The sequence below is a fragment of the Azospirillum sp. TSH64 genome, assembly GCF_003116035.1.
GTDB lineage: Bacteria > Pseudomonadota > Alphaproteobacteria > Azospirillales > Azospirillaceae > Azospirillum.
This window is the reverse complement of record NZ_LGQW01000015.1, coordinates 2,082,902-2,106,097: the sequence shown is the minus strand read 5'-3', so window position 1 is coordinate 2,106,097 and position 23,196 is coordinate 2,082,902. Positions and strand designations below refer to the sequence as shown.

At 68.4% G+C, this 23,196-nt stretch carries 17 protein-coding genes and 1 riboswitch; of the genes, 5 read left to right on the top strand and 12 right to left on the bottom strand.

What is annotated here, in order from left to right; genetic code table 11:
• The first annotated feature begins 34 nt into the window (after window positions 1–34).
• A complete protein-coding gene (locus TSH64_RS11115) occupies window positions 35–4,342 on the top strand; it encodes a translocation/assembly module TamB domain-containing protein (RefSeq protein ID WP_247872878.1) in 4,308 nt (1,435 codons plus the stop codon).
• Between the two features lie 15 nt (window positions 4,343–4,357).
• On the opposite strand, the gene TSH64_RS11110 is transcribed toward TSH64_RS11115, so the two are convergent.
• The 4 genes from TSH64_RS11110 to TSH64_RS11095 form a co-directional block, all read right to left on the bottom strand.
• Entirely contained in the window at window positions 4,358–5,209 is an 852-nt protein-coding gene (locus tag TSH64_RS11110) for a methyltransferase domain-containing protein (protein ID WP_247872877.1), read from the bottom strand.
• Complete coding sequence (locus TSH64_RS11105) at window positions 5,206–5,517, bottom strand: hypothetical protein (RefSeq protein ID WP_109096788.1); 312 nt, start codon at window positions 5,515–5,517, stop codon at window positions 5,206–5,208. Before TSH64_RS11105 ends, TSH64_RS11110 begins: the two co-directional genes overlap by 4 nt.
• A gap of 126 nt (window positions 5,518–5,643) precedes the next feature.
• Window positions 5,644–5,979: a hypothetical protein gene (locus TSH64_RS11100; protein WP_109096787.1), complete on the bottom strand. Its 336-nt coding sequence runs from the start codon at window positions 5,977–5,979 to the stop codon at window positions 5,644–5,646.
• 201 nt (window positions 5,980–6,180) lie between these two features.
• Window positions 6,181–7,446 carry a transglycosylase SLT domain-containing protein gene (locus TSH64_RS11095; RefSeq protein ID WP_247872876.1) on the bottom strand — a complete coding sequence of 422 codons (1,266 nt, stop codon included), beginning with the start codon at window positions 7,444–7,446 and terminating at the stop codon, window positions 6,181–6,183.
• Window positions 7,447–7,773: 327 nt separating this feature from the next.
• Between TSH64_RS11095 and TSH64_RS36295 the strand changes: the two genes are divergently transcribed.
• Window positions 7,774–8,589 (top strand): sigma-70 family RNA polymerase sigma factor, encoded by an 816-nt coding sequence (locus TSH64_RS36295; RefSeq protein ID WP_247872875.1) that lies wholly within the window; start codon window positions 7,774–7,776, stop codon window positions 8,587–8,589.
• Between the two features lie 356 nt (window positions 8,590–8,945).
• On the opposite strand, the gene TSH64_RS11085 is transcribed toward TSH64_RS36295, so the two are convergent.
• Window positions 8,946–9,110 carry a DUF1328 domain-containing protein gene (locus tag TSH64_RS11085; protein WP_042689062.1) on the bottom strand — a complete coding sequence of 55 codons (165 nt, stop codon included), beginning with the start codon at window positions 9,108–9,110 and terminating at the stop codon, window positions 8,946–8,948.
• A 344-nt stretch (window positions 9,111–9,454) separates the two neighbouring features.
• Between TSH64_RS11085 and TSH64_RS11080 the strand changes: the two genes are divergently transcribed.
• Window positions 9,455–9,874: a PepSY domain-containing protein gene (locus TSH64_RS11080; RefSeq protein ID WP_109096785.1), complete on the top strand. Its 420-nt coding sequence runs from the start codon at window positions 9,455–9,457 to the stop codon at window positions 9,872–9,874.
• A gap of 1 nt (window position 9,875) precedes the next feature.
• Here TSH64_RS11080 and TSH64_RS11075 read toward each other — a convergent pair whose 3' ends face one another.
• Window positions 9,876–11,915, bottom strand: coding sequence for a YjbH domain-containing protein (locus TSH64_RS11075; protein ID WP_109096784.1), 2,040 nt, complete (start codon window positions 11,913–11,915; stop codon window positions 9,876–9,878).
• A 120-nt stretch (window positions 11,916–12,035) separates the two neighbouring features.
• Complete coding sequence (locus TSH64_RS11070; RefSeq protein WP_109452523.1) at window positions 12,036–12,455, bottom strand: OsmC family protein; 420 nt, start codon at window positions 12,453–12,455, stop codon at window positions 12,036–12,038.
• A 163-nt stretch (window positions 12,456–12,618) separates the two neighbouring features.
• On the opposite strand from TSH64_RS11070, the gene TSH64_RS11065 reads away from it, so the two are divergent.
• Complete coding sequence (locus tag TSH64_RS11065; protein ID WP_247872874.1) at window positions 12,619–13,641, top strand: cation diffusion facilitator family transporter; 1,023 nt, start codon at window positions 12,619–12,621, stop codon at window positions 13,639–13,641.
• A 4-nt stretch (window positions 13,642–13,645) separates the two neighbouring features.
• Here the strand turns inward: TSH64_RS11065 and TSH64_RS11060 are convergent, their stop codons facing one another.
• From TSH64_RS11060 to murJ, 3 genes are all read right to left on the bottom strand, one after another.
• Window positions 13,646–14,161, bottom strand: a complete 516-nt coding sequence (locus TSH64_RS11060) for a phasin family protein (protein WP_109096783.1) — start codon at window positions 14,159–14,161, stop codon at window positions 13,646–13,648.
• 85 nt (window positions 14,162–14,246) lie between these two features.
• On the bottom strand, window positions 14,247–15,455 hold the full coding sequence (gene metZ, locus TSH64_RS11055) for an O-succinylhomoserine sulfhydrylase (RefSeq protein WP_109096782.1): 1,209 nt from the start codon (window positions 15,453–15,455) through the stop codon (window positions 14,247–14,249).
• An 80-nt stretch (window positions 15,456–15,535) separates the two neighbouring features.
• A riboswitch (SAM riboswitch) is annotated at window positions 15,536–15,615 on the bottom strand.
• 34 nt (window positions 15,616–15,649) lie between these two features.
• The gene (gene murJ / locus TSH64_RS11050; RefSeq protein ID WP_109096781.1) at window positions 15,650–17,236 is read right to left on the bottom strand and encodes a murein biosynthesis integral membrane protein MurJ; all 1,587 of its coding nucleotides are present in this window, start codon (window positions 17,234–17,236) and stop codon (window positions 15,650–15,652) included.
• Between the two features lie 300 nt (window positions 17,237–17,536).
• On the opposite strand from murJ, the gene TSH64_RS11045 reads away from it, so the two are divergent.
• Window positions 17,537–20,026: an ATP-binding protein gene (locus tag TSH64_RS11045; protein ID WP_247872873.1), complete on the top strand. Its 2,490-nt coding sequence runs from the start codon at window positions 17,537–17,539 to the stop codon at window positions 20,024–20,026.
• A gap of 23 nt (window positions 20,027–20,049) precedes the next feature.
• Here TSH64_RS11045 and TSH64_RS36600 read toward each other — a convergent pair whose 3' ends face one another.
• Both TSH64_RS36600 and TSH64_RS11035 read right to left on the bottom strand, forming a co-directional pair.
• Window positions 20,050–22,005 carry a PAS domain-containing protein gene (locus TSH64_RS36600; protein WP_282188103.1) on the bottom strand — a complete coding sequence of 652 codons (1,956 nt, stop codon included), beginning with the start codon at window positions 22,003–22,005 and terminating at the stop codon, window positions 20,050–20,052.
• 107 nt (window positions 22,006–22,112) lie between these two features.
• Window positions 22,113–23,003 carry a VOC family protein gene (locus TSH64_RS11035; RefSeq protein ID WP_109096779.1) on the bottom strand — a complete coding sequence of 297 codons (891 nt, stop codon included), beginning with the start codon at window positions 23,001–23,003 and terminating at the stop codon, window positions 22,113–22,115.
• Between the last annotated feature and the right edge of the window lie 193 nt (window positions 23,004–23,196).

The window sequence follows — 23,196 nt, the reverse complement described above, 5'->3', positions numbered from 1 at the left end:
GAAAGGGCATGGTGTGACGGCGGTTCGCTTATTCTTGGTCGGTCTGACGATCCTTGCCGGCCTGCTGGCCGGTCCGCAGCCCGCTCGGGCCTTCTCGCTGTTCGCCGGCGATACCGCCCGCGACTGGCTGGTCGAGAAGATCGAGGGTGCCGTAGAATCGCCGGACATGCATCTGAAGCTGGGCGCCATCGAAGGCAGCATCCCCACCGATTTCACCATTGCGACCGTCACGCTGTCCGACAGCCAGGGAGTCTGGCTGACCATCGACAGGCTGCATGTGGTGATGTCGCCGTCCGCCCTGTTCCTGCGCAGCGCCAGGATCGACGCGCTGGAGGCGGCGTCCGTGGTGGTGACCCGCGCGCCGGTCAGCACCCAGCCGGCCGCACCGTCCGATCCCAACGCCCCGCTGCTGCCCAGCCTGCCTGTCGACATCGATCTGAAGAAGCTGGTGGTGGAGCGGCTGGAGCTGGCGCCGGCGCTGCTTGGCGAGCCGGCGGTGCTGCGCATCGCCGGGGCTTTGGCTCTGGAGCACAGTGGCGGAGCGCTGAACACCAACCTGTCCGTGGCGCGCATCGACGACAAGCCGGGCAAGGCCGATCTGGTCGCCGTCTTCGACCCCGGCAAGAACACGCTGAACCTGTCGGTCGATGCGTCCGAACCCGCAGGCGGCGTCATGGCCCGTGCGCTGTCGATTCCCGGCCTGCCGCCGGTCGAACTGACGCTGAAGGGTGACGGCACGCTGGACGATTGGGCGGGCAAGCTGACCGCCATGGCTGGCGAGGCGGCATCGCCCACCGGCACGCTGAATGCCGATGCGACCATCAAGAAGGGGCCGGAAGGGCATGCACTGACGCTGGCGGCCGGCGGCAACGTCGCGCCGCTGATCGCCGGGCTGACCGGCGATACGGTGGTGCCGCTGATCGGCCCCAGCCCGACGCTGAACGCGACCGTCCTGCGGGCGCCGTCCGGGGCCATCAGCCTGCGTCCGCTGGCGCTGACCGTCGCCGCGGCGAACGCGACGGTGAACGGCGATGTCGCCGCCGATTACAAGAACCTGAACCTGCGCTGGACCTTGCAGGCCGGGCCGGACTCCACCCTGCATCCGCTGGTGCCGCTGTCCTGGCGCGAAGGCGTGGTGGAAGGCTCGGCGGAAGGGGCGCTGAGTGCGCTGAACGTCGCGGTGAACGCCACCTTGCGCGACCTTGCTGCCGACGATCCGGCGCTGTCCCGCCTGACCGGACCGGAGACGACTCTGGTTGCCAAGGCACAGCTCGACACCGGCAGCGGCCGGATCGGCTTGGAGACGCTGGCGGTGACCGCTGCGGCGGCACGGGCCGAAGCGAAAGGTACCGTCGGCGGCTGGGGCCAGACGGTCGACCTGACGCTGGGCGCGAACGCCGACGACCTCGCCCCGCTGTCGGGCCTCGCCGGCCGGCCGCTGGCCGGTGCGGTGGCGCTGTCGGGGCCGGTGAAGCGCGGGGCAGATGGCACGCTGACCGCCGAGTTGACCGGCAGCCTCGACCGGCTGTCCACCGGCACGCCTGCCGATGCGGTGCTGGGCGACAAGGCGACGCTGGCGCTGGCCGCCAGGATGGAGCCGGACGGCGCCATGCGCCTGACCGACCTGACGGTCGATGGCCGCAACGGCAAGCTGACCGGCAACGCGGCGCTGGCCGACAACAAGGTCGATGCCCGCACCACCCTGACCGTGGCGAAGCTGGAGCCGCTGGGCGGCGCGCTCGGCACACCCATGGAGGGAGCGGCGACTCTGGAGGCGACCGCCCGCGGCCCGCTCGACGCCATCGAGGCGCAGGCGACGCTGACCGCCCGCGACCTCGTGGTGCAGGGGCGCCGGCTGGGCGCCACGGAGGTCAAGGCGACCGCCGCCGGACTGCCGGCAACGCCGAACGGCACGGTTTCGGCGCGGACCAACCTGGACAAGACGCCGCTGTCGGTGGACGGGCGCTATGCCTTGCGGGAGCAGACGCTGCGGCTTGACGGGCTGACCGTCGCCAACGGGAACAACCGCATCACCGGACAGGCGCAGGTGGCGCTCGACACGCTGCTCGCGACCGGGCGGCTGGAGGGCAAGCTGCCCAACCTGAACGGCCTGTCGGCTTTGGCTGGCATGCCGCTGGGCGGCGGGGCGAGCTTCACCCTGGCGCTGGACGGCAAGGGCGGCAAGCAGGCGGCCAACCTGACCGCCGACGCCAGCGATCTGCGGGTCGAGGGGGAAGGCGGACCACTGCTCACCGCCCGCCGGCTGACGGCCAAGGCCGATGTGGCCGATGCGCTCGGCACCCCGAGCGGCAAGGCACGGGTGGAGATGACCGACGGCAATGCCGCCGGCACCGAGCTGCGCAGCGTCACGGCCTCTCTCGATGGGTCGCTGGCGAAGGCCGGCTTCCAGGCCAATGCCGCCGGAGCGGGCGCCCAGCCCGTTGCGCTCGATCTTGCCGGCAATCTGACGCGGGAAGGGCAGGTGACGCGTATCCGGCTCGACCGCCTGCAGGCGCGCTATGCCGGAGAGGATCTGCGGACCACCGCCCCGGCGACCATCCTGCTGGCCGACCGCCGGTATGAGGTGAAGGAGCTGCGGCTGTCGTCGGGCAATGCCCGGCTGGCCGCCGACCTCGGCCTGAACGGCGACCGGCTGAGCGGCGAGCTGACCATCGACCGCCTGCCGCTCGCCCTGGCGAAGCTGGCGAGCCCGACGCTGGCGCTGGACGGCGTCGCCAACGCGCGGGCGTCGCTGGGCGGCACCCTGCGCAACCCGCGCGCCGACGCCACCCTGCGGGTCAGCGGGTTGAAAGCGCAGCAGACGACGCAGGCCGGGCTTCCGGGCATCGACGCGACGCTGGACGCCCAATGGCGCGACCGCCGGCTGTCGCTGAACAGCCGGATCGCCATGCCGAAGAATGCCGGCACGCTGACCGCCAGCGCCGCGCTTCCGTTGGTGATGAACCCCGACAGCTATGCCGTCAGCGTGCCGTCCAATGGGGCGCTTGAGGCGACAGTGAACGGCACGGTGGATCTGTCGCTGGCGAACGACCTGCTCGCCGCCTCCGGCGACCGGGCGCGCGGATCGCTGCAGCTCGACGTGCGGGCCGGCGGGACGGTGGGCAAGCCGTCGCTTGGCGGGTCGGTGGTGCTGGCGAACGGACGCTACGAGAACCGGGCATCGGGTGCGGTGATCACCAACATCGAGGCGAGGCTGGTCGGCGACGGTGACGTCTTCACCATCCAGAGCTTCCGCGGCCGGACGCGCAACGGTGGTGCGATCAGCGCCAGCGGTGTCATCCGTCCGGGTGCTCCCGCCGACCGCCAGCTCGACATCGCGGTCCAGGCCGACAATGCCCGGCTGGTGGAGATCGATCTGGTGACTGCGGAGATCGGGGCGAACCTGACCCTGACCGGCGGCTTCGCCAACGCCCGGCTGGCGGGGCCGCTGGACATCCGCCGCGCCGAGATCCAAGTGCCCGACCGCATGCCGGCAAACGTCGTCGACCTGAAGGTGACGGAGGTCGGCAAGGGCCGTCGCGCCCGTGGGACCACCCAGGTGTCCACCGCCGGCGGCACCCGCCGCGTGCCCCAGCCGGCGGAAGCGCCGCCGGCCGCGACACCCTTTGTCCTGGCGCTGGACATGACGGTGAACGCGCCGAACCAGATCTTCGTCCGCGGCCGTGGGCTGGACGCGGAGCTTGCCGGCAATCTGCGCGTCAAGGGAACGGCTGCGGCGCCGGAGGTGACCGGCCGCTTCAACATCCTCAAAGGCAGCCTGAACCTGCTGGCCAAGAATTTCGAGTTCAAGCGCGGCATCTTCGACTTCGACGGGACCCAGCCCATCGACCCGCGGCTCGACCTGCTGGCCGAGGCGACCGCCAACGGCATCACCGCCGACGTGGTGGTCAGCGGCACCGCCCGCCAGCCGAAGATCGAGCTGACCTCGCCCCAGGGACTGCCGCAGGACGAGGTGCTGGCCGGCGTGCTCTTCGGCAAGTCGGTGGGCGATCTGAGCGCGGCGGAGGCGGTGCAGCTTGCTCAGTCCGCGGCGGCGCTGGCGGGAGTCGGCGGCGGAGGCGGCGGCATCCTGGACAAGGTGCGCCGCGGCCTTGGCGTCGACCGGCTGGACTTCACCCAGGGTGAGAACGGCAAGGGCGGAGCGGTGCAGGCCGGCCGCTATGTCAGCGACCGCGTCTATGTCGGTGTCGAGCAGGGAATCGGCGCCAACCAGAGCCGGGCGAAGGTCGAGGTCGACATCACCAAGAACCTCAAGGGCACGGCATCCGTCGGCGCCAACTCCGAGACGAAGTTCGGCGTGGTCTACGAGAAGGATTACTGACGGGAGGGGGCGGCGCTAACCCGCCACCCCGACCACGATCCGCGCATGCGACGGCACCGGCACGATGCCGTCCACCGCCCTGGCGTCGAAGCGACGGGCGATGTCGGTCTCCAGCGCATTTCGCTGCTCCGCAGTCAATCCGCCGAGCCGGTGGCCGAAGCTCATGTCGAGGGCGGCACGCCAGAAGGGCTGGCCGGCCGGCGCCTTGCGCACCGGGGTCAGCTCTGTTTCCGATGTCTCTGCAAAGCCGGCGGCGCGCATCAGGTCGGACAGAAGGTCCGGTGCCGCGAAGCGGAACAGCGGATCCAGGCTGCCATCGTCGCCGAGATGGTCGGCCACCGCGTCGCCGATCTCCGCGAACAGGCCGTTCCCGGCGCGCGGTCCCCACACCATGAAGGCCGCCTTGCCACCGGGACGCAGGACACGCCGCACCTCGCGCAGGGCAGAGTCCACCGCCGGCACGAACATGATGCCGAAGCGGCAGGTTACCCCGTCGAAAGCGGCGTCGGCGAAGGGCAGGGCGGTCATGTCGGCGGCGGTGAAGGCGGGTGCCGGCCCCTCCACGCTCCGGGCGCGGCGGACGGCGCCGGCCATCATGCCTGGCACCAGATCGCTTCCGACCACCAACCCATCGGCACCGGCCCGGCGCGCGGCGCTCAAGGCGGGCTCCCCCGCACCCGACGCAAGGTCGAGCAGGCGGTGCCCCTCGACCAGCCCCGCCGCATCGAGCAGCGAGCGGTTCAGCTTGTCGGCCAGATCGGCCATCGGATCGGCCCAGCGGTCCCAGGCATCGGCACTGGCGGCCCAGCGGTCTCGCTCGCGACCGGCATCAGGCATGGCGGCATCGGGACGGGTGGTTGCGGTCAATGGAGAAGCCTCGCCGTGCCGGCCACACGCTGGACCGTGTCGGCATCGCTCAACCGCTCGCCCAGGGCCGACAGCTCGTCGGACAGCTTGCGGTTTGCGTCGGTCAATTGTTGGATGCGGGTTTGCGCCGCCTGCTGCTGCTGGGACAGGGTCGCCACCGTCTCCGTCAGCTTGCGGATTTGCTGGGACTGGCGGGATGCCGCCTCGTTCTGGCTGCGCCTGATCGATCCGACGGCCACCAGCACCACAAGGCTGATGGTCACGCCGGCCGCGATGGCGACGATGCTGATCCCGGTGAACCAGTCCATGGGCGCGAAGCTTCCGCCCATTTCACCCGATGGTCAAGCAGCCTGACAATCCATGGACGCAACGGACCCGGCGCCGAGCTGGCGCCGGGTCCGCTGTCGAAGAAACAACCGGGGAGGCTGCTGCAGTCAGCCGACGGAGCCGGTGACCGGGCGTTCCGCCTTCATGCGCAGTTCCTTCAGGTGATCGCCGAAGGCGCGCAGGACCGGCATGATCCGCTGGGTCTGGTCGGCGGTGACGTGGGCATCCGTCTTCAGCACGATGGTCGGCGCCTCGGCCATCAGGCGCTTGGCGCGCATCGGACCGACCTTGTCGTCGAGGAACATGGCCATGCCCATCAGGATGCCCAGCGTGACGTCGTCCGGAGCCTTGGGCAGGGCCAGGACTTCATGAAGCTCGTTCAGCAGGGTGTAGGCGACGATGGAGGTGCGTTCGATGGTGTCGACGTCGGCGGCCATGGGCATCGGGCAGGTCCTCGGGAAACGTTCGGATGAAACGTTGCGGGTGAGACACTGGCGGGTGACGCGGGAAGGCGTCCCGAAGGGCGCCAGCGCTTGCGAAATCCGTCGTTCCCCGAGGGTAATCGTCAGTTTATAACCAAAGTGTTAACCAAGCGCTGCCCGAGTCGCCCGAGTCGCATTTTTCCGAGTCGCAATCTTCCGTTCTCATCGTTTTCCGCTGCTGCGCGCCTTGGTCGAAAGCGACAGCTCGGCCACTTCCTCTCGCGCGCTGCTGACGAGACCGGCAGACTGTACGATGTCGCGGTTGAACGGGTGATAGGTCTGTGCGTAGATCCCGCGGATCTTGGTCACGTAATCCTGCGTCTCGCGGTAGGGCGGGATGCCCTTGTATTGCAGCACGGCGCCTTCGCCGGCGTTGTAGCCCGCCAGCGCATAGGCGACGTTGCCGTTGAAGTAGGCCAGCAGCCAGCGCAGGTACTTCATGCCGCCGCGCATGTTCTGTTCCGCATTGAACGGGTCGGACACGCCGAAGCGCTCCGCCGTCTCCGGGATCAACTGCATCAGCCCCTGGGCGTTCTTGTTCGAGACGACATCGACGCGATAGCCGGATTCCACCGCGATGACGGCGAGTACCAGATCGGGATCGAGGCCGTAGGTCGGCGCCATCTTCTGAACCATCGCGCGGATTTCCGCCGGCGGCTTGCGGATGATGCCCCAGCGCAGATTGGGCGGCTCGCAGCGGTCGGGCGTCTTCACCGTGCCTCCGGCGCTTCCGACCAGACGTTCCGCCTGCTCGTTGCCCAGTGCCGCGGCCTTGCGCAGCCAGGCACGGCCGAGGTCGGCGTCCTTGGACACGCCGCCCAGGCCGGCCATGTGCATGCGCCCGGCCATCAGCGCGGCATCGGAGTAATCCTGGCGGGCAGCGCGGCAATAGAGCGATAAGGCCAGCCGCGGATCGGCCTTCACCCCGTCGGCACGTTCGTAATGCTGTGCCAGTTCATACTGGGCACGCGCGCTGCCCTTATTGGCCAACGCCTCCAGCGCGGCGACGGTTTTCTCTGCAATCCCGGCGCTGGCCGGTGCCGAGGCCAGCAGGCAAGGCAGGAGTACCGCTGCGGCAAGTGCCGACATGCGCGCACCGCGGGGTCGCCGGCTGGCATTGCCCTGCAGGGGTGATGAAGCGCGAAACGCGGACGGTGTACCGCAAAGGTTCGTGTGGTCTTCCACCGGACCCCCCTGTATGATTTTCTTCGAGCTTTCGGAGACCATCAAAAGGTCAAAAGCACAGTTTTCAGGGAGGACGCTGCCGCACCCAATTGGCCGGGTGCCAGGCATAGCGGCATAAGCCGAAACGGAAGGCCGGCTGCCGGAGAATACATCACCGTAAGAGGTTGATGTGGCGCCGCCAATAAAAAATACATAGGCCGATCGACTGCTGTCGGTCGGTCTTTTTCTTTTCGCGTTGGTCATGCGTCCTCCAATCGAATTGGAGAAATAACGAACGACCATGTTTTAAGCCAATGCCCTAACGGTGATTGGTGTGGGATAGCGGGGGTACTCTAGGGGTTAGCTGTCTCCATTGTATGACCCATTAGCCTTTTTCCCAACTGGCAGCTCCTTTGTGCGCTCATTAAGTACGGATCGGGCCAGATAATCGGCTGCGAATTCGACGACCCCGGACGACGGAGACCATCCATTGTCCGGGGCCGTCGCGCCGGAGGCCCCGGCAAAGCCATCCGCATGAAGACGCGGAGAGCAGCCGTGGCGAACGGCATTGAAGGAGGCATCGTTTCACCGATGGCGAACCACGTCGCGACCACCTTGAGCCACCGACAGCTGGTCCCGGCCGGGCCGGTGCCCTTCGGCGCCGAGGCCGTTGGCCGGACCCGTTCGGACCGCCTGCCGACATATCTTGACCAAGACACAGCCGATGCCGGGATGGAGACCCATTTGACTGCCCATGCGGAGGCCGAGATGGCCGAAGCCAACACCGAAATCGACGAAGCCCCGGCCGATGTCGATACCGATGTTGATCGTGCCGACACCGCCGACACGGTTGTCCAGGCCGCTGCGGAGGACGATTTCCGCCCCGACCCCAACGCACCGCCCGACCCGGCGGTGATCCGCCAGATCGAGGAGGAAATCCCGCGCCTGCGCCGCTTCGCCCGTGCGATGGTGCGCGACGCCACCCTGGCTGACGATCTGGTGCAGGAATGCCTTGAACGCGCCCTGTCGCGCCTGCATCTGTGGCGCCCCGGCACCAACCTGCGGGCTTGGCTGTTCACCATCCTGCGCAACCTGCACATCAACGGTGTGCGCCGCCGCCAGCCGGTCGTCGATATCGATGCGGAGGCGCAGGCCGCGATCGGTGCCGCCCCGGGATCGCAGTTTGTGCGGATGGAGCTGCGCGACCTCCGCCGGGCGCTGGCCCTGCTGCCGAACGAGCAGCGCGAGGTGGTTCTGCTGATCGGGCTGGAAGGGATCTCCTACAACGAGGCGGCCGACATCCTGGGCATTTCCATCGGCACGGTAAAGTCGCGCCTGTCGCGCGGCCGCCGCGCCCTCCGCCTGCTGATGGAAGGGGAAAGCCCGTCGGACGCCGCTGACGCCTGATTGCCCGACGCCTGATTGCCCAACGCGTGATCGTGGCGGGCGCGTCTTCGTCAACTTCCGGCATGTGTTGATTTCTGCGGGGCGCCCGGTGGCCGGGCGTCCCGTTTCCATGTCTGTCCGTCTTCTGTCCGTCGCAGTCGGCCGTGGATGGAAGACCGCAAGCAAAAAAGTACGGCGGCGCCCTTACGGACGCCGCCGGAGGCGGGGACGATCAAGACGATGTCGGGGCATAGCTGCACCGACGGCATCTCTGGAGGAGAAAGTCTTGCAGCCTCAGGAGACACTGCGATCAACCGGCCGGCCCGAAAGAGGTTCCGTACCGCGGGAACCTTAGGCCGGCCGGTTCGGCAGCCTGCCTAGCGTCGCCGGACCAGACCCATGATCAGGCTGATGGCGAACAGGACCAGGAACAGGAAGAACAGGATTTGCGCGATACCGGAGCTGGCCGACGCAATTCCACCGAACCCGAGCGCGCCGGCGATTAGCGCGATGACGAAGAAAACGAGAGCCCAATAGAGCATCATACCCTCCCTCGCTCGGCCGAATAGTCACCAAGGACCGCCGGCGTCACGCATGAGACAAGTCGTGGCCGCATCCGCCGTCCCGTCGTCTCCATCTCCTGGCCTCTGCTTGGGCATGCAAGTCGGGGCGGGGTGAGGGTAAGCAGAGCCGGTGCGGCGGCATTCGAAGATCAGAACAACGCCGTAGGCACGATGTTCCCTGTATCTGATCGGCCGGAGTATCGTAGCGCCGCAGGGCTGGTGCGGACTGGCATTTATGCAACAACGGGGCTGTCTGCGCGTTTCCGTTTGCTGAGAGGTCCGGCACCCGCCGGCCATGGGGGACGACAACGAGCGAGGACCCGATGAAGACCGGATTGATCCTGGCGGCAATGGCCGCCTCAGTCGCTATGGTTCCGGCGGCGATGGCGCAGCAGACCTATTCGCAAAGCTATTCCACCTATTCGAGCCAGAACCATTCGGGCAGCACCGGCAGCGATCTTTCCAGCCTGACCGGCTCCGCGGGAGGAAGCTCTTCCGATCTCGCAGGACGCCGCGGCCGGGGGCAGAAGCCGATCGAACTGCAACAGACGACGCTGCTCAACCAACTCAGTGCCGCCGGCTATGTCTCGGTGCGCGACTTCCGCAAGGACGGGGACCGCTATGTCGCCAATGCAATGACCCCGCAGGGGCAGTGGACGACGGTGGTGCTCGACCCGCGCAACTCCTCGACGACGCCGGCCGCCAATCCAGTCGTAACACCGGGCAGCAAGCCGATCCGTTGATCTAGTTGAGCAGTCGCGCCCATGTGCCGGCGAGGCGGCCGACGCCTCCCGGCACACGGAGATCGTAGAGCGGCAGCGGCTGTTGCAGGCGTTGCCCGGCATCGCGGCCCAGCGTACGCACCGCCGTCTCCACCGTGCCGCCGACCGGAAGCCAGCCTGAAGCGGCGATGGGCACCACCAGCGCCAATCCCCAATCCATCCTTCCGCCGAACCGGCTTTGCGCGCCGTCCGGCCCTTCTGTCCAGGTGGCATGGGCGGTCAGGCCGATGCCGCCGTCGAAGCGGCGCATCACCTCCACCGTGCCACCCCAGTCGCCGCCGAGATAGCGGCCGAGCCGAAGCGCGGTCGTGGTGTCGGCCCCCGGCGATTCCCAATAGACGCTGGCATGGCCGGTGCCGCGGGCGTCGGTGCGGTCGAAGCCGAGCAGGCTGTCCGGCCGCCGCTTCCACACATGGTTGAGGTCGAGGCCCAGCGCCCAGCGGGCGGCGAGCGGCTGCACCAGCGCCTCGGCACCGATGCCGGCATACATCTCCTCCAGATGGCCGGCGGACAGCCGGGTGGTCAGTCCATCCGCCGGGCGGGCGAGCCAAGCCCCATAGGCATGGTCGAGCGACATCCGACGGTCGGCGTAACGCGGCAGATCGCTGCGCACGGGCTGTTCCGCCGGCAGGGCATTGGTGTCCAGCAGTTGCAGATCGCTCGGCGCGTTGATGCGCAGCCCGCCGCCCAGCACCAGCCCGCGCATCGGCTCTGCCCGCAGCATCACGTCCGTGTGGGTGCGTTGGACCAATGGCGTTCCCAGCTCCGCCAGATCGAAGGTGGCGACAAGCCGGGTCGAGAGATCGAGGGAGGGGCGCCAGTCGGGCGGCGGTTCGGCTGCCGGGGCAAGTTGCGTGGTTTGCCAGATCTCCTCGGCGCTGCCGCGATGGTTTGCGGCCCGTTCAAGGTCGCGGCGGAACAAGGTCACGGCCGCCGCGTCGAGACCTGTGGCGCCGGTGACGATGCGGAGCCGTTCGACTCCGGGCGGAGCGAGATCGGCAAGCAGGCGGGCGGCATCGCCGACCTCGCGTGCCAACGGCATCCGTCCGCTCCCGGCCGGGTCGAGCCACAGGGTCGCCAGCTCTCCCTCGATCCGGGCCGAGCGGACGGGAAGGCCGCGGCTGCGGGCCACCAGGGCGATGGCATCGGCGGACAAGGCCGATCCGGCGGAGGGGCGCGGGCCGATGGTAGGGGGAGGGCGGTCGGGCTTGTCGGCATCCACCGCCGGATCGAAGCGGACCGACAGCCGCAGCATCAAGCGGCGTCCCTGCTCGTAGGCCGCGCCCAGATCGGCCCAGGAGGTGGGGCGCCAGGACAGGCCCACGCTGTAGCGGCTGCCGGGATCGAAGCCCGGTTCATCCTGCCGCTGGGCGCGGAAGCGGTCGCCGGAGGATTCCAGCTTCAGGCTCAGACCGTCGACCGGCAAATGCCACTCGGCACCGCCGAACAGCGCCACCCGCTCGCCGCTGAACCATGCCTTGGGGCCGCGGGTTGTCGGCCAGGCGGAGGGGTCGCGGTCACGGCGGAACCGGCCGCCCAGGAAACGCAGCGGGTTGCGCAGCTGGCCGGCCTCTCCCAGCGTCCCCCACCCCATGCCCAGCGTCAGGTCCACATCCCACCAGCGGCGCGACAGGGCGAGGTATTCGCCGGCGAAGCGGCCCTTGCCCGGCAGGTCCAACCCCGAGCCGGTGACGTCGCGTGCGCCGACCACGACTGCCGGCCCATGCTCATCCTCCCGCCGCAGGCGGAGTTTCAGGTCCAGGCCGGGTTCGCTGAGGCCGTAATAGCCGGGATAGGCGCTATTGCGGCCGGTGACCTCCAACCAGGGCAGCAGCTGGGCCGAGATCGAGTAATGGCGATGCAGATCGCCGAGCGCGGTCAACCCGCCGCTCATCGACCCGTCGGGCGCCATCCGGGCGTTCGGCATCTGCAACAGCCCGATCCCACCCCAGTCGGACAGGCTGACCCCTGTCTCTCCGGCGAAAGCGGGGGAGGTGAGCATTGAAAGAAGGAAAGCGATAAGGAAGGGGCGCACGCGATGATCGCGAAAGTTCGGAGCAGATGTCCGATCCTTCGCGAGTCATGCGTATGGATGCAACTGAAAAGCTATTGAGTCGCCTCGTTACGGCGCCTCTACCACGTCGAAGTCGTGGGTGATGGCCGCGGTCTGGCCCAGCATGATGGAAGCCGAGCAGTATTTTTCCGCCGACAGGGCGATGGCGCGCTCGACCTTCGCCGGATCCAGCTTGCGGCCGGCCACGGTGAAGTGGACGTGAATCTTGGTGAAGACCTTCGGGTCGGTTTCCGCCCGCTCCGCTTCGATGGCGGCGACGCAGTCGGTGATCTGCTGGCGGCCCTTTTCCAGGATCATCACCACGTCGAAGCAAGTGCAGCCGCCCATGCCGATCAGCAGCATTTCCATCGGCCGGATGCCGGCGTTGCGGCCACCGGCTTCGACGGCGCCATCCATCACCACGGCATGGCCGCTGCCGGATTCGCCGACGAACATCTTGCCGTCCACCCAGGTGACGCGCGCCTTCATGACCATTTCCTTCGTTCACTGTTGATCGTGAGTGACCGCGCGAAGCTAGGCGCCGCGATGGATCTGCGCAAGAGGCGCGCTGCGCCGTTCCGTACAAGGGGGCGTGCCTTCCATGTCGGGCTTGTCCAAGGGACCATGAGCGCCCAGACTCCGGTGCGCTGCGATGCACAATCCGACGACGGGACCCATCATCATGCCGCACGGCCATTCCCACGGCGGTTCGACCAACCTCGACCATGATCATGCAGGGCATGACAATCCCGATCACGGCCCTTCCGATCACGGCCATGCCGGCCATCAACACCATCACGGGCCGGTGCGCTACGACCGCTCCTTCGCTGTTGGGGCGCTGCTGAACATCGGCTTCGTGGTGGTGGAGGCGGTCTATGGACTGATCGCCAACTCCACCGCCCTGATCGCCGACGCCGGGCACAATCTCAGCGACGTGATGGGACTGCTCCTGGCCTGGGGAGCGGTGTGGCTCGGGCGGCGAATTCCGCAGGGACGCTATACTTACGGCTTCGGCAACGCCTCGATCCTGGCGTCGCTGCTGAATGCCATGATCCTGCTGATCGCCGTCGGCGCCATCCTGCTGGAGGCGGTCAACCGCCTTGCCGATCCGGAACCGGTCGTGGAAACGACGGTGATGGTGGTTGCGGCGGTCGGCATCGTCATCAATGGCTGGACCGCCTGGCTGTTCATGGGCGGTCAGAAGCAAGACATCAACCTGCGCGGTGCCTATCTGCACATGGCGGCCGACGCGGCGGTGTCGCTGGGCGTGGTGGTGGCGGCGCTGGCAATCCGCTTCACCGGCTGGCTATGGCTGGATCCGGTGACCAGCATCCTCATCGCCCTGGTCATCGTCGCCGGCACCTGGGGATTGCTGCGCGATTCGGTGCGCTTGGCGATGGGCGCGGTGCCGGACGGCGTCGACCGGACGGGGGTGGAGCGCTATCTGGCCGGACTGCCCGGCGTCACCGCCGTGCATGACCTGCACATATGGCCGATCAGCACGACCGAAACCGCCCTGACCGCCCATCTCGTCCGTCCAGGCATTGGGCAGGACGACGCGCTGCTGCTGGGCATCTCGACGGTGCTGAAGGACCGCTTCGGCATCGGCCACGCTACCATCCAGGTGGAGCATGACGGCAGCTGTTGCCGTCTTGCTCCCGCGGACGTGGTTTGATCGGTCAGGCCTGTTCGCGGGCAAGGCGGCGGGCGTTGGCGCGCACCTTGCGATAAGCGGGGTTCATGCCGGCGGCGGCGAGGGAGGCCGTCGCCTCGATCAGGCGCAGGTTGGCATGGATGCCGGCATCGACGACATCCGCCAGCAGGCGCTGCTGGACATCAATGATCTCCACCGGGTTCTTGCAACTGGCGAGGCCGCCGATGGTGGTGGCGGCTGCCTGGGTCTGCTTGGTGATCATGGTGATCCAGGCCTGTCCGAACTCGCCGATGCCGGTGGCGACGGCGTGGAAGGCTTCCACTGCCGCCTCCACCTTTTCAGCACCCATGCGGATGAATTCCGGATTGGCGAAGTCGATGGGGTTCGACAGCGCCGCGGTCATCATCGCGGTGCGGTATCCGATGGTCTGCGCCGCCGCGACGCCCATTTCGCCACCGCGAAGGCCGGTCTTGGTGAGCTGGCCCGCCACCGCCATCAGCCTGTCGGTGGGGTGGCCATTGCCGGCATTCTCTCGTGACATGGGCGTCGCCTCTCTCTTGGAAATCGTTGCCGGAACCTGACTGCAGGGTCAACGCTGCACTGCAACATAAGTTCCGGCACGATCTTTACGCCTCGGCGAGCGCGCGGTCGAGATCTTCCATGATGTCCTGGGGATCCTCTAGACCAACGGACAGGCGCAGCAGGCCAGGTTCGATTCGGGCGGCGGCCTTCTCCTCGTCCGTCAGCTTGCAATGGGTGGTGGTGGCGGGATGGGTGATCAGGCTCTTCGAATCGCCCAGATTGTTGGAGATCATCACCATGCGCAGGCCGTTCAGCGTGTTGAACGCCTCGGTCTTGCCGCCCTTGAGGAAGACCGACAGCATGTTGCCGCCGCCGGTCATCTGCTTGCGCACCAGATCGTATTGCGGGTGGCTGGGCAGCAGCGGGTACAGCACCTGGGCCACCTTCGGGTGGCTTTCCAGGAACTCCGCGACCTGGAGCCCGGCGGCCGACTGGGCATGGACGCGCAACTCCAGCGTCTCCATCCCCTTCAGCAGCAGCCAGGAATTGAAGGGGGAGATGGTCGGCCCGGTGTTGCGCAGGAAGGGATGGATGACCTCCGAGGCGTATTTCTTGTCCTTGGCCAGGATGACGCCGCCCAGGCAGCGGCCCTGGCCGTCGATGTGCTTGGTCGCCGAATAGATGATGACGTCGGCGCCGAAGTCGAACGGACGCTGGAGCACCGGCGTGGCGAAGGCATTGTCGACGACGACCACCGCGCCCGCCTTGTGGGCGAGATCGCAGACCGCCCGGAGATCGACGACCTCGAGCCCGGGGTTGGACGGGGTTTCCAGGAAGACCGCCTTGGCCGGCTTCGACAGCGCCTCTTCCCACTCCGCCAGGTTGGTGCCGTCGACGAACACCGTTTCGATGCCGTAGCGGCTACACAGATCCTTCAGGATCCAGTAGCAGGAGATGAAGAGCGCCCGCGGAGCCACCACCCGGTCGCCGGTGCGCAGGCCGCTCATCAGGGCACCATGCACCGCGGCCATGCCGCTGGCGGTGGCATAGGCCCATTCCGCCCCCTCATATTCGGCCAGCCGGTCTTCGAACATCGCCGAGGTCGGGTTGCGGAAGCGGGAATAGACGTGGCGCGCGCCGTCGTTGGCGAAGGCGTTCTCCGCCTCTTCCGCCGAGCCGTAGACGAAGCCGGAGGTCTGGTACAGCGCCTCGCAGGTTTCGTCGAACTGCGAGCGGCGGATGCCGCCATGGACCAGCTTGGAGCGGGGGCGCAGCCCCGTGACGTTCGGATTGCGATGATCGGTGCGCGACATTCCGCGACTCTCCCCTGATGATCGCCGGTGGGGCAAGGCCGGCCGCAAACAAAAAAAGCCCCGACCGATCGGGTCGAGGCGCGGACGCGGCTCGGACCTTTTTAGCGGGTTGTTTTACGTGGCCCGCAAGCCGGTCGACCAAATCACCACGTGGATCCGCTTGTACGACTGCCTATGACCGTCGTCAAGAGGGGCTAGCCATGACGTGCCGTCTCCTCTGCCCCTTGTGGGGAGGAGGATTTCGACAGCATACTTTTAACGTCTCCCGGATTGGCCCCGCCCAGCAGCGTCGCCAGCGCGCCGAAAGCCGCGGCGCCGCCAGAGACGAGCAAGGCCAGCGCCAGGAACCGCACTGCGGTGGAAGGCGCGTCCAGCCAGGGGGCCAGCACATGCCCGCCCGCCAGAAGGGCGGCTCCCATGCCGAGCGCAGCCGCCGCGATCCGGGGGGCGCGGCGCTTCAGGCGCTCATCCAGGTCGAACAGGCTGCGCTTGCGCATCGCCGCCACCAGCAGGGCGACATCCAGCCAGGCCGTCAGCCCGGTGGACAGTGCGATGCCGACATGGCCCAGCCAGGGCATCAGAACCAGAGCCAGCAGGGCGGTCGCCACCGTCACGATGACGGCGACGCGCACCGGGGTGACCGTGTCGTGGCGGGCGAAGAAGGCGGCGTTCAGCGACTTCACGATCACATAGGCCGGGATGCCGATGGCATAGGCGGCGAGCGCCATCGCCGTGGCGTGCGCCTCCTCCGGACCGAAGGCGCCGCGCTGGAACAGGACGGCGACGATGGGCGTCCCCGCCACGCCGAGCGCCACCGCGGCCGGGAGGCCGAGCAGCAGGCTGAACTCCAGCGCGCGGCTCAGGTAATGGCGGACCATCCGCTCGTCCCCGGCGGCGACATGGCGGGCCAGCACCGGCAGAAGGGCGGTGCCGATGGCGATGCCGATGACGCCCAGCGGCATCTGGTTCAGCCGGTCGGCATAATAGAGGAACGACACCGCGCCCGACGGCAGCAGCGAGGCCAGCACGATGTTCAGGAACAGGTTGATCTGCATGACCCCGGCACCGATGGCGCCCGGTCCGATCAGCCGGAACAGCCGCCGCATCCCCTCCGTCATCCGCGGCGGGCGCAGCGTCAGCACCACCCCGGCCTTGGCGCAGGCCCAGGCCATCCAGGCGACCTGGACCACCCCCGACAGCGTCACCGCCGCCGCCATGGCGGTGCCGGGTTCCAGACCCAGCCGCGGGGCGGTCAGCAGGGCGGCGACAAGCGTGAGGTTGAAGGCGATGGGGGCCGCGGCGAACGGTCCGAAACGGTCGAGCGCATTCAGAACCCCGCCCAGCAGCGCCACCAGCGAGATCAGCGCCAGGTAGGGAAAGGTCAGCCGCGCCATATCAACCGCCAGGGCGAACTTGGCCGGTTCGTCGACGAAGCCGGGGGCGAGCCCGTGCATCAACCAGGGCATGGCGACGATGGCCGCCAGCGTGAAGGGCAGCAGCATCGCCAGCAGCATTGCCAGCGCCTCCTCCGCGAAACGGATGGCGGCGCTGCGCCCGCGGGTCTGAAGCTCGGCGGCGAACAACGGGACGAAGGCAACGCCGAAGGCGCCCTCCGCGAACAGCCGGCGGAACAGGTTGGGCAGCTTCAGCGCGACGAAGAAGGCATCGGCCACCGGGCCGGCGCCCAGCACCGCCGCGGTCAAAATGTCGCGTGCGAAGCCGGCCAGCCGGCTCAACAGGGTCAGTCCGCCGACGGTGGCGATGGCACGTGCGAAGCTCATCGCGGCGGTATAGCCGGCTGCGGCAGCGCGGCAAAGCCGGCTTTTCGGCGCGGTTGGCGCCGCCGGGCATGCCTGCGCCCCAGCGGTCCGGTGCGCCGGAGCGTGTCTCGGAACGCTGTAGACGAGAGAAATTGGGGGGTGGCCTGCATGGGTGGAGCAACTGTCCGCCGGTGCCACCTTGCCGGTTACGGCGTTGCGTCGGCATCTGCGTTGCGGCATGCTTGCGTCCGCCTGCCGCGGGCGTCCGCTTTCCTGGCGATGGACACGGCCGGCGGACGATCCACTGCGTTCGGGGTATACGTGAAGCGGGCGCTCTGGCTTTTTTCCGGTTTCGGCGGGCGTCTGGTCCTGCCCGCCATGGCGGTTGCGCTGGCCATCGCCGCCCTGTGGTGGATTCTGCTCGACCGCCTCCATCGGGAAGAGCGTTTGCTCGACCTGACCGCCCATGAGAAGACCGCCGTCGTGGCCCGTCTGGTGGAGGAGCATGCGGTCTCCACCTTCCGCCGCGTCGACGACCTGCTGCTGGACCTGATCGCCAACACCGAGCGCAACCGCTCCATGCGCCTGGATTCCCGGCGGGCCTTTGAAGAGGGCCTGGTGGTCGGGGTTCGCGTCTATGACACTTCGGGCCTGCTGACCATGGGGGGCGGGCGTGCCACCTTTCAAGGTGCCATCACCGACCGCGACGAGTTCCGCATCGCCCGCGACGCCGCGCCGCGCGGGCTGGTGATCGGCATGCCCTACGCATCGTCCGAAACGCAGGATCCGCTGATCCCGGTTTCGCGCCGGCTGGAGAATGCCGACGGCACATTCGCCGGGATTGCGGTCGCCGACATTCCGGTCGAATCCTTCGCCCGCTACTACCGCGTGCTCGGCTTGCCGGCCGACGGTGCGGCGACGCTGCTGCGGACGGACGGCGTCATCATCGCCCGCAACGCGGGGGCCACCAGCGTCACGGGGCGGGGAACCACCAACACAGAACTGTGGCAGGCGATCAGGCAGCAACCCGTCGGCCACATCCGCATGGTCAGTCCGGTCGACGGGGTGGAGCGGATCACCGCCTTCCGGTCGGCGCCCGACTATCCGGTGGTCGCCATCGTCGGTGAATCGGTGGAGACCGTGTTCGGTCCCTGGCGCGACAATGCCCGCCTCTACATCGGCTGGGCGGTCGCCACCACGGTGGTGATCCTGCTGTTCGTCATCGCCTTCATCGTCGAGTTGCAATGGCGCCGCCACACCGACCGGGCGCTGCGCGTGCGCAACCGGGCGCTGGCTTGGAGCAACGACGGCATCATGATCGCCGACGCTACCCAGCCGGGCATGCCCATCGTCTATGTCAATCCGGCGCTCGAACAGTTGCTGGGTGCACCGATTTCCGCCCTGATGGGCAGCGGCGCCCTGACCGCGCTGGAACGGGCGACCAAGGACCGTGCTGCCTTGCAGCCCTTGCGCGACGCCATCGTCGTCGGACGCGATGCGCGGGTGGAACTGACCCGGTCCGACCCGGACGGGGAGGGGGCGGACCCGAAAGGGCCGCGCTGCCTGGAGCTGAGCGCGTCGCCGGTCCGCGATCATGACAACCGGCTGGTCAGCCTGATCGCCACCGTCCGCGACATCTCCGAACACAAGCGTGCCCAGGCGGCGCTGACCGATGCGAGGCGGGAGGCCGACCGGGCGAATGTCGCCAAGTCCAAGTTCCTGGCCGCCGCCAGCCACGATCTGCGCCAGCCGGTGCAGTCGCTGATGCTGCTGATGGAGGTGCTGTCGAGCCGCGTCAGCGACCCGATGACCCGCAATGTCCTGGGCACGATGGAGCGGGCGCTCGGCGCCTTGAAGATGCTGCTCGACGGGCTGCTGGACGTCTCCCGGCTGGAGGCGGGCGCGGTGGTGCCGGAGGTCGAGGTCTTCGCGCTGGCGGAGGTGATGGACCGCGTCGCCGCCAACAGCCGGCCGGTCGCCGTCCAGAAGGGACTGCTCCTGCACATCGTGCCGAGCAGCATCCATGTGCGCAGCGACCCGATGCTGCTCGGCCGCATCCTGCAGAATCTGGTGGAAAACGCCCTGCGCTACACCGACAGGGGCCGCATCCTGATCGGGTGCCGCCGCCGCGGCCACATGCTCCGCATAGAGGTGTGGGACACCGGCATCGGCATTCCCGCCGACCAGCAGGAGGACATCTTCCAGGAGTTCGTGCAGGTCGGCAACGCCAGCCGCAACCGCGACCAGGGGCTGGGACTTGGGCTGGCGGTGGTGCGGCGGCTGTCGGTCATGCTGGGCCATCAGGTGACAGTGCGGTCGACACCTGGAGAAGGGTCGGTCTTTGCGGTCGAGCTTCCCGTTGCCGATCCCCCGGCGGCGAAACCGGCCCCCGCTCCGTGCTCTCCCTGTCCGGCTTTCGCCACGACGGTGCTGGTGATCGAGGATGACATGATCGTCCGTGAAGGGCTGCGGGCCATGCTGGCCGAGTGGGGCTATGGCGTCATGGCGGCCGAATCCTGCGCCGAGGCCCTGGACCTCGCCAACCGCGGGCCGGCGCCCGACCTGATCGTCGCCGATTACCGCCTGCGCGACGGCCGCACCGGAACGGAGGCCATCCGCGAGGTGCGGCTGGCCTTGGGCCGCATCCTGCCGGGCATCCTCGTCACCGGCGACACCGCCCCCGCCCGCGCGCAGGAGGCGGAGGCCGGCAATTTCCGCGTGATGCACAAGCCGGTGATCGCCGCGGATCTGCGCCGCGCGGTGGCCGAGGCGCTGGAACCGCTGCGGCGCGAACGCCAGACCGTCGCCTGACCGGCGGCGGGCGGCAGCCAGGATCAGCCGAGATCCGGTGCCTGTCGCGGCACCCGCAGGGTGAAGACGGCGCCGTGGCCGGGGCTGTTGCGGACGCTCAACTGGCCGCCGAGCGTCTGTGTCGCCAGATTGTAGGCGATGTGCAGTCCCAGCCCGACGCATCCGGCATGGCGCGCGGTGGTGAAGAAGGGGTCGAAGATCCGGGGCAGGTCTGCTTCCAGGATCCCTTGCCCGTCGTCGCTGTGAACCACCTCGATCCAGTCGTCGCCGTCGGCATGGATGTCGATGGTGATCCGTCCGCTCTGCTCCGGCCGGAAGGCATGCGTCAGCGAATTGCGCACCAGATGTGTCAGCACGCGGGCGAAGGCGCCGGGGAAGCTTTCCAGTTGCAGCGCCTCCGGACAGGCCAGCTCCACCCGGTGGCCGGAGGAGCCGATCTGTGTGTGCAGGCTCAGCAGCACGTCCTCGGTGTATTCGCGCAGGTAGAAGGTGCGGCGCTCGTCTCCGGTCTGGTCGGCCGCCACCTGCTTGAACATGTGGACCAGCGCGGCGATGCGTTCGGTGTTGCCGACCAGCAGTTGCCCGGCCTCCTGCGCCACCTCCAGGAAGCCGGCCAGGGCCGAGCGGGTCAGGGCGCTGGCGGCGAACTGGCGCTTCACGTCCTCCGCCCGGCTCAGCAGGTGGGAGGCGGTGGTCAGCGCCACGCCGACCGGCCCGTTCACTTCGTGCGCCACGCCGGCGACGAGCTGGCCGAGGGATGCCATCTTCTCGGTCTGGACCAGACTGTCCTGGGCGGCCTGCAACTCGCGATAGGCCTGCTCCACCCGGTCCTTGGCCGCGCGCAGGGCGTCGGCGGCCCGCGCCCGCTCCGTGGTGTCCAGCATGACGCCGAACAGGTGGGTCAGGCGCCCGTCCAGATCGAAGCGCGGTGCGCAGGAGGAGGAGACGTAGCGGATTTCTCCCGCCGGATCGATCACCCGGTATTCGACATAGACGCGGCGCGAGTTGCCGATCACGCTTTCCAGCATGTTGCCGAAGGACATGCGGTCGTCGGGATGCAAAATGCCCAGCAGATTGTCGAAGGTCGGCTCGAACCGGTCCGCATCCTGGCCGTAGATGCCGAAGGCCTCGCGGTTCCACACCAGAGTGCCGCTGTGGATGCCATACTCCCAATAGCCGAGATGGCCGGTGCGGTAGGCCTCCTCCAGGCGCTGCTTGGCGGCCTCAAGCTGGGCCGCGGCCTCCGCCCGCTCGGTGCTGTCCATAAGCACGCCGAAGACATGGGTCAGCCGCTGCTGCGCATCCAGCCGCGGCGCGCAGGAGGCGGAGACGTAGCGGACGCGGCCGTCACGGTCGTGGACGCGGTATTCGACATAGACGCGCTGGGGATTGCCGACCACACTTTCCAGCATGTTGCCGAAGCGCGGCCGGTCGTCGGGGTGCAGGATGCCCAGCAGGCCGTCGAATCCCCCGGCGAAGCGGTCGCGCTCGTGGCCCAGCACCGCCAGCCCGGCGTCGCTCAGCACCAGTTCGCCGGACTGGATGCCGTATTCCCAGTAGCCGAGCTTGGCGGTGTGATAGGCCTCTTCGAGATTCTCGGTCGCCAGTTCCAGCCCGCGGGCGGTGCGGCGCTGCTCGGTGACGTCCTCCACCGTCGCGATCCAAGGCGGACCGCCGACGCGGACCAGCAGGTCGCGGGGCTCGCCGCCAGCTGACTGGACGCTGACGTCCCGCTCGTCGCCGGGGACGGCATCGGAAAGGTCGGCGGTGAAGGCATCGGTGTTGCCGTAGCGGTCGAGAAAGCGGCGATTGCCGCTCAGCCGCCCGTCGGGCTCGCGGAGCAGGGCGGCGACGGGCAGGGCATCGAAAAGCGGGAGCACGGAGGATGATGCGGAGGATGGGCCGGGCGCCGCCGGTACGGAACCGGTCTCCTGCTCCGGAGCCCCCGTCACGTCCATCGCCTGACCCGCTGTCGTCATGTGCATCTCCACAGTCCGCGCCCGATCCATGGGCGCAACTGTCGGCGGACACTACACAAGCAATTCAGCGGGACCTATGCCCAATTCGGCGCAAATCGTCGCGAATTTCAGGGTATCAGGCTGTCGAGGTCGAAGCCCTGGGCGAAGGCGATCATGGCGCCGCAGGCGCTGCCCGATCCGACCCGCATCACGCCTTCTCCGACCACGGTCGGGAACTTGCTTTTCTGCAATGCCTGCTGGGCCTTCACCGGATCGGCGACGCGCACGACGAAGCCGGCGAAGAAGGGCAGGGTGGCCGCGGCGAAGGCGGGATCGGCGGTCCAGGCCCAATGCAGGCGGTCGGGCGTGGCGACCAGCACAGGCACCTGACCGTCACCGGACCCGGCCGGCACCACCACGCGGGCGGAGCCGCGGTCGGTGACGGTGCCGCCCAGCAGTGTGGCATAGGTCGCGGCGACCGCATCGGGATCGGCGGCGGCGATGACCAGCGCCTCCAGCCCGGTGGCGCTGTTGGCATGCTCCAGCTGGTCGGGACGCCAGACCAGATCGGGCGTGTGATGCTGGCACAGGAAGACGCGGCTGGCCGGGGTCGTGGCCGGGTCGATCTGGGTGATGGTGAAGGTCGCATCGCGGCTGCCGCCCGGCAACTCCACCGGCCGGCCGAAATCGACGGGCCCCGACACCGGGAAGCCGGCGGCGGTCAGCGGCCCGACGGCGGCGCGGGCGTCCGGCGTCTTCAGTGCAATGGCGGCGATGCCCTCGCGCTGACGCAGGAAGGCGGAGTAATGGGCGTTGACCGGCCTCTGTTCCTCGATGCCCAGCAACTCCAGATAGGTGCCGGTCGGGAACAGGATGGTGTGGTTGGCCGACTTCAACTGGGTGTGGTGGCCGCGCGGCGTCACGGTGAAGCCAAGCCGGGCGTAGGCGTCGCGCGCCATGTCCAGGTCGCGGGTCGCGATGACCAGATGGTCCAGTCCGGTGATGCCGTCGATGCTCATGGCGTCCTGCCGCTGTCGGGTTTCTCTTCCGCCAGCGATAGAACAGCCGGCCCGCCGCGGCAAGCGCGAAGCGGCCGGGCCTCCCGAGCGGAAGACCCGGCCCTTCGGTCACAGCGCCTGCTGCAACTCCGGCAGGGCCTTGAACAGGTCGGCGACGAGGCCGTAGTCGGCGACCTGGAAGATCGGCGCCTCT

What these genes read in the sequence shown, in the direction of transcription:
- TSH64_RS11105 (WP_109096788.1), bottom strand. Translation starts at nt 5,517, where the DNA reads ATGGACTGGTTCACCGGGATCAGCATCGTCGCCATCGCGGCCGGCGTG.
- TSH64_RS11100 (WP_109096787.1), bottom strand. Translation starts at nt 5,979, where the DNA reads ATGCCCATGGCCGCCGACGTCGACACCATCGAACGCACCTCCATCGTC.
- TSH64_RS11095 (WP_247872876.1), bottom strand. Translation starts at nt 7,446, where the DNA reads ATGACCAACGCGAAAAGAAAAAGACCGACCGACAGCAGTCGATCGGCC.
- TSH64_RS36295 (WP_247872875.1), top strand. Translation starts at nt 7,774, where the DNA reads ATGGCGAACCACGTCGCGACCACCTTGAGCCACCGACAGCTGGTCCCG.
- TSH64_RS11085 (WP_042689062.1), bottom strand. Translation starts at nt 9,110, where the DNA reads ATGCTCTATTGGGCTCTCGTTTTCTTCGTCATCGCGCTAATCGCCGGC.
- TSH64_RS11080 (WP_109096785.1), top strand. Translation starts at nt 9,455, where the DNA reads ATGAAGACCGGATTGATCCTGGCGGCAATGGCCGCCTCAGTCGCTATG.
- TSH64_RS11075 (WP_109096784.1), bottom strand. Translation starts at nt 11,915, where the DNA reads ATGCTCACCTCCCCCGCTTTCGCCGGAGAGACAGGGGTCAGCCTGTCC.
- TSH64_RS11070 (WP_109452523.1), bottom strand. Translation starts at nt 12,455, where the DNA reads ATGAAGGCGCGCGTCACCTGGGTGGACGGCAAGATGTTCGTCGGCGAA.
- TSH64_RS11065 (WP_247872874.1), top strand. Translation starts at nt 12,619, where the DNA reads ATGCACAATCCGACGACGGGACCCATCATCATGCCGCACGGCCATTCC.
- TSH64_RS11060 (WP_109096783.1), bottom strand. Translation starts at nt 14,161, where the DNA reads ATGTCACGAGAGAATGCCGGCAATGGCCACCCCACCGACAGGCTGATG.
- metZ (WP_109096782.1), bottom strand. Translation starts at nt 15,455, where the DNA reads ATGTCGCGCACCGATCATCGCAATCCGAACGTCACGGGGCTGCGCCCC.
- murJ (WP_109096781.1), bottom strand. Translation starts at nt 17,236, where the DNA reads ATGAGCTTCGCACGTGCCATCGCCACCGTCGGCGGACTGACCCTGTTG.
- TSH64_RS36600 (WP_282188103.1), bottom strand. Translation starts at nt 22,005, where the DNA reads ATGACGACAGCGGGTCAGGCGATGGACGTGACGGGGGCTCCGGAGCAG.
- TSH64_RS11035 (WP_109096779.1), bottom strand. Translation starts at nt 23,003, where the DNA reads ATGAGCATCGACGGCATCACCGGACTGGACCATCTGGTCATCGCGACC.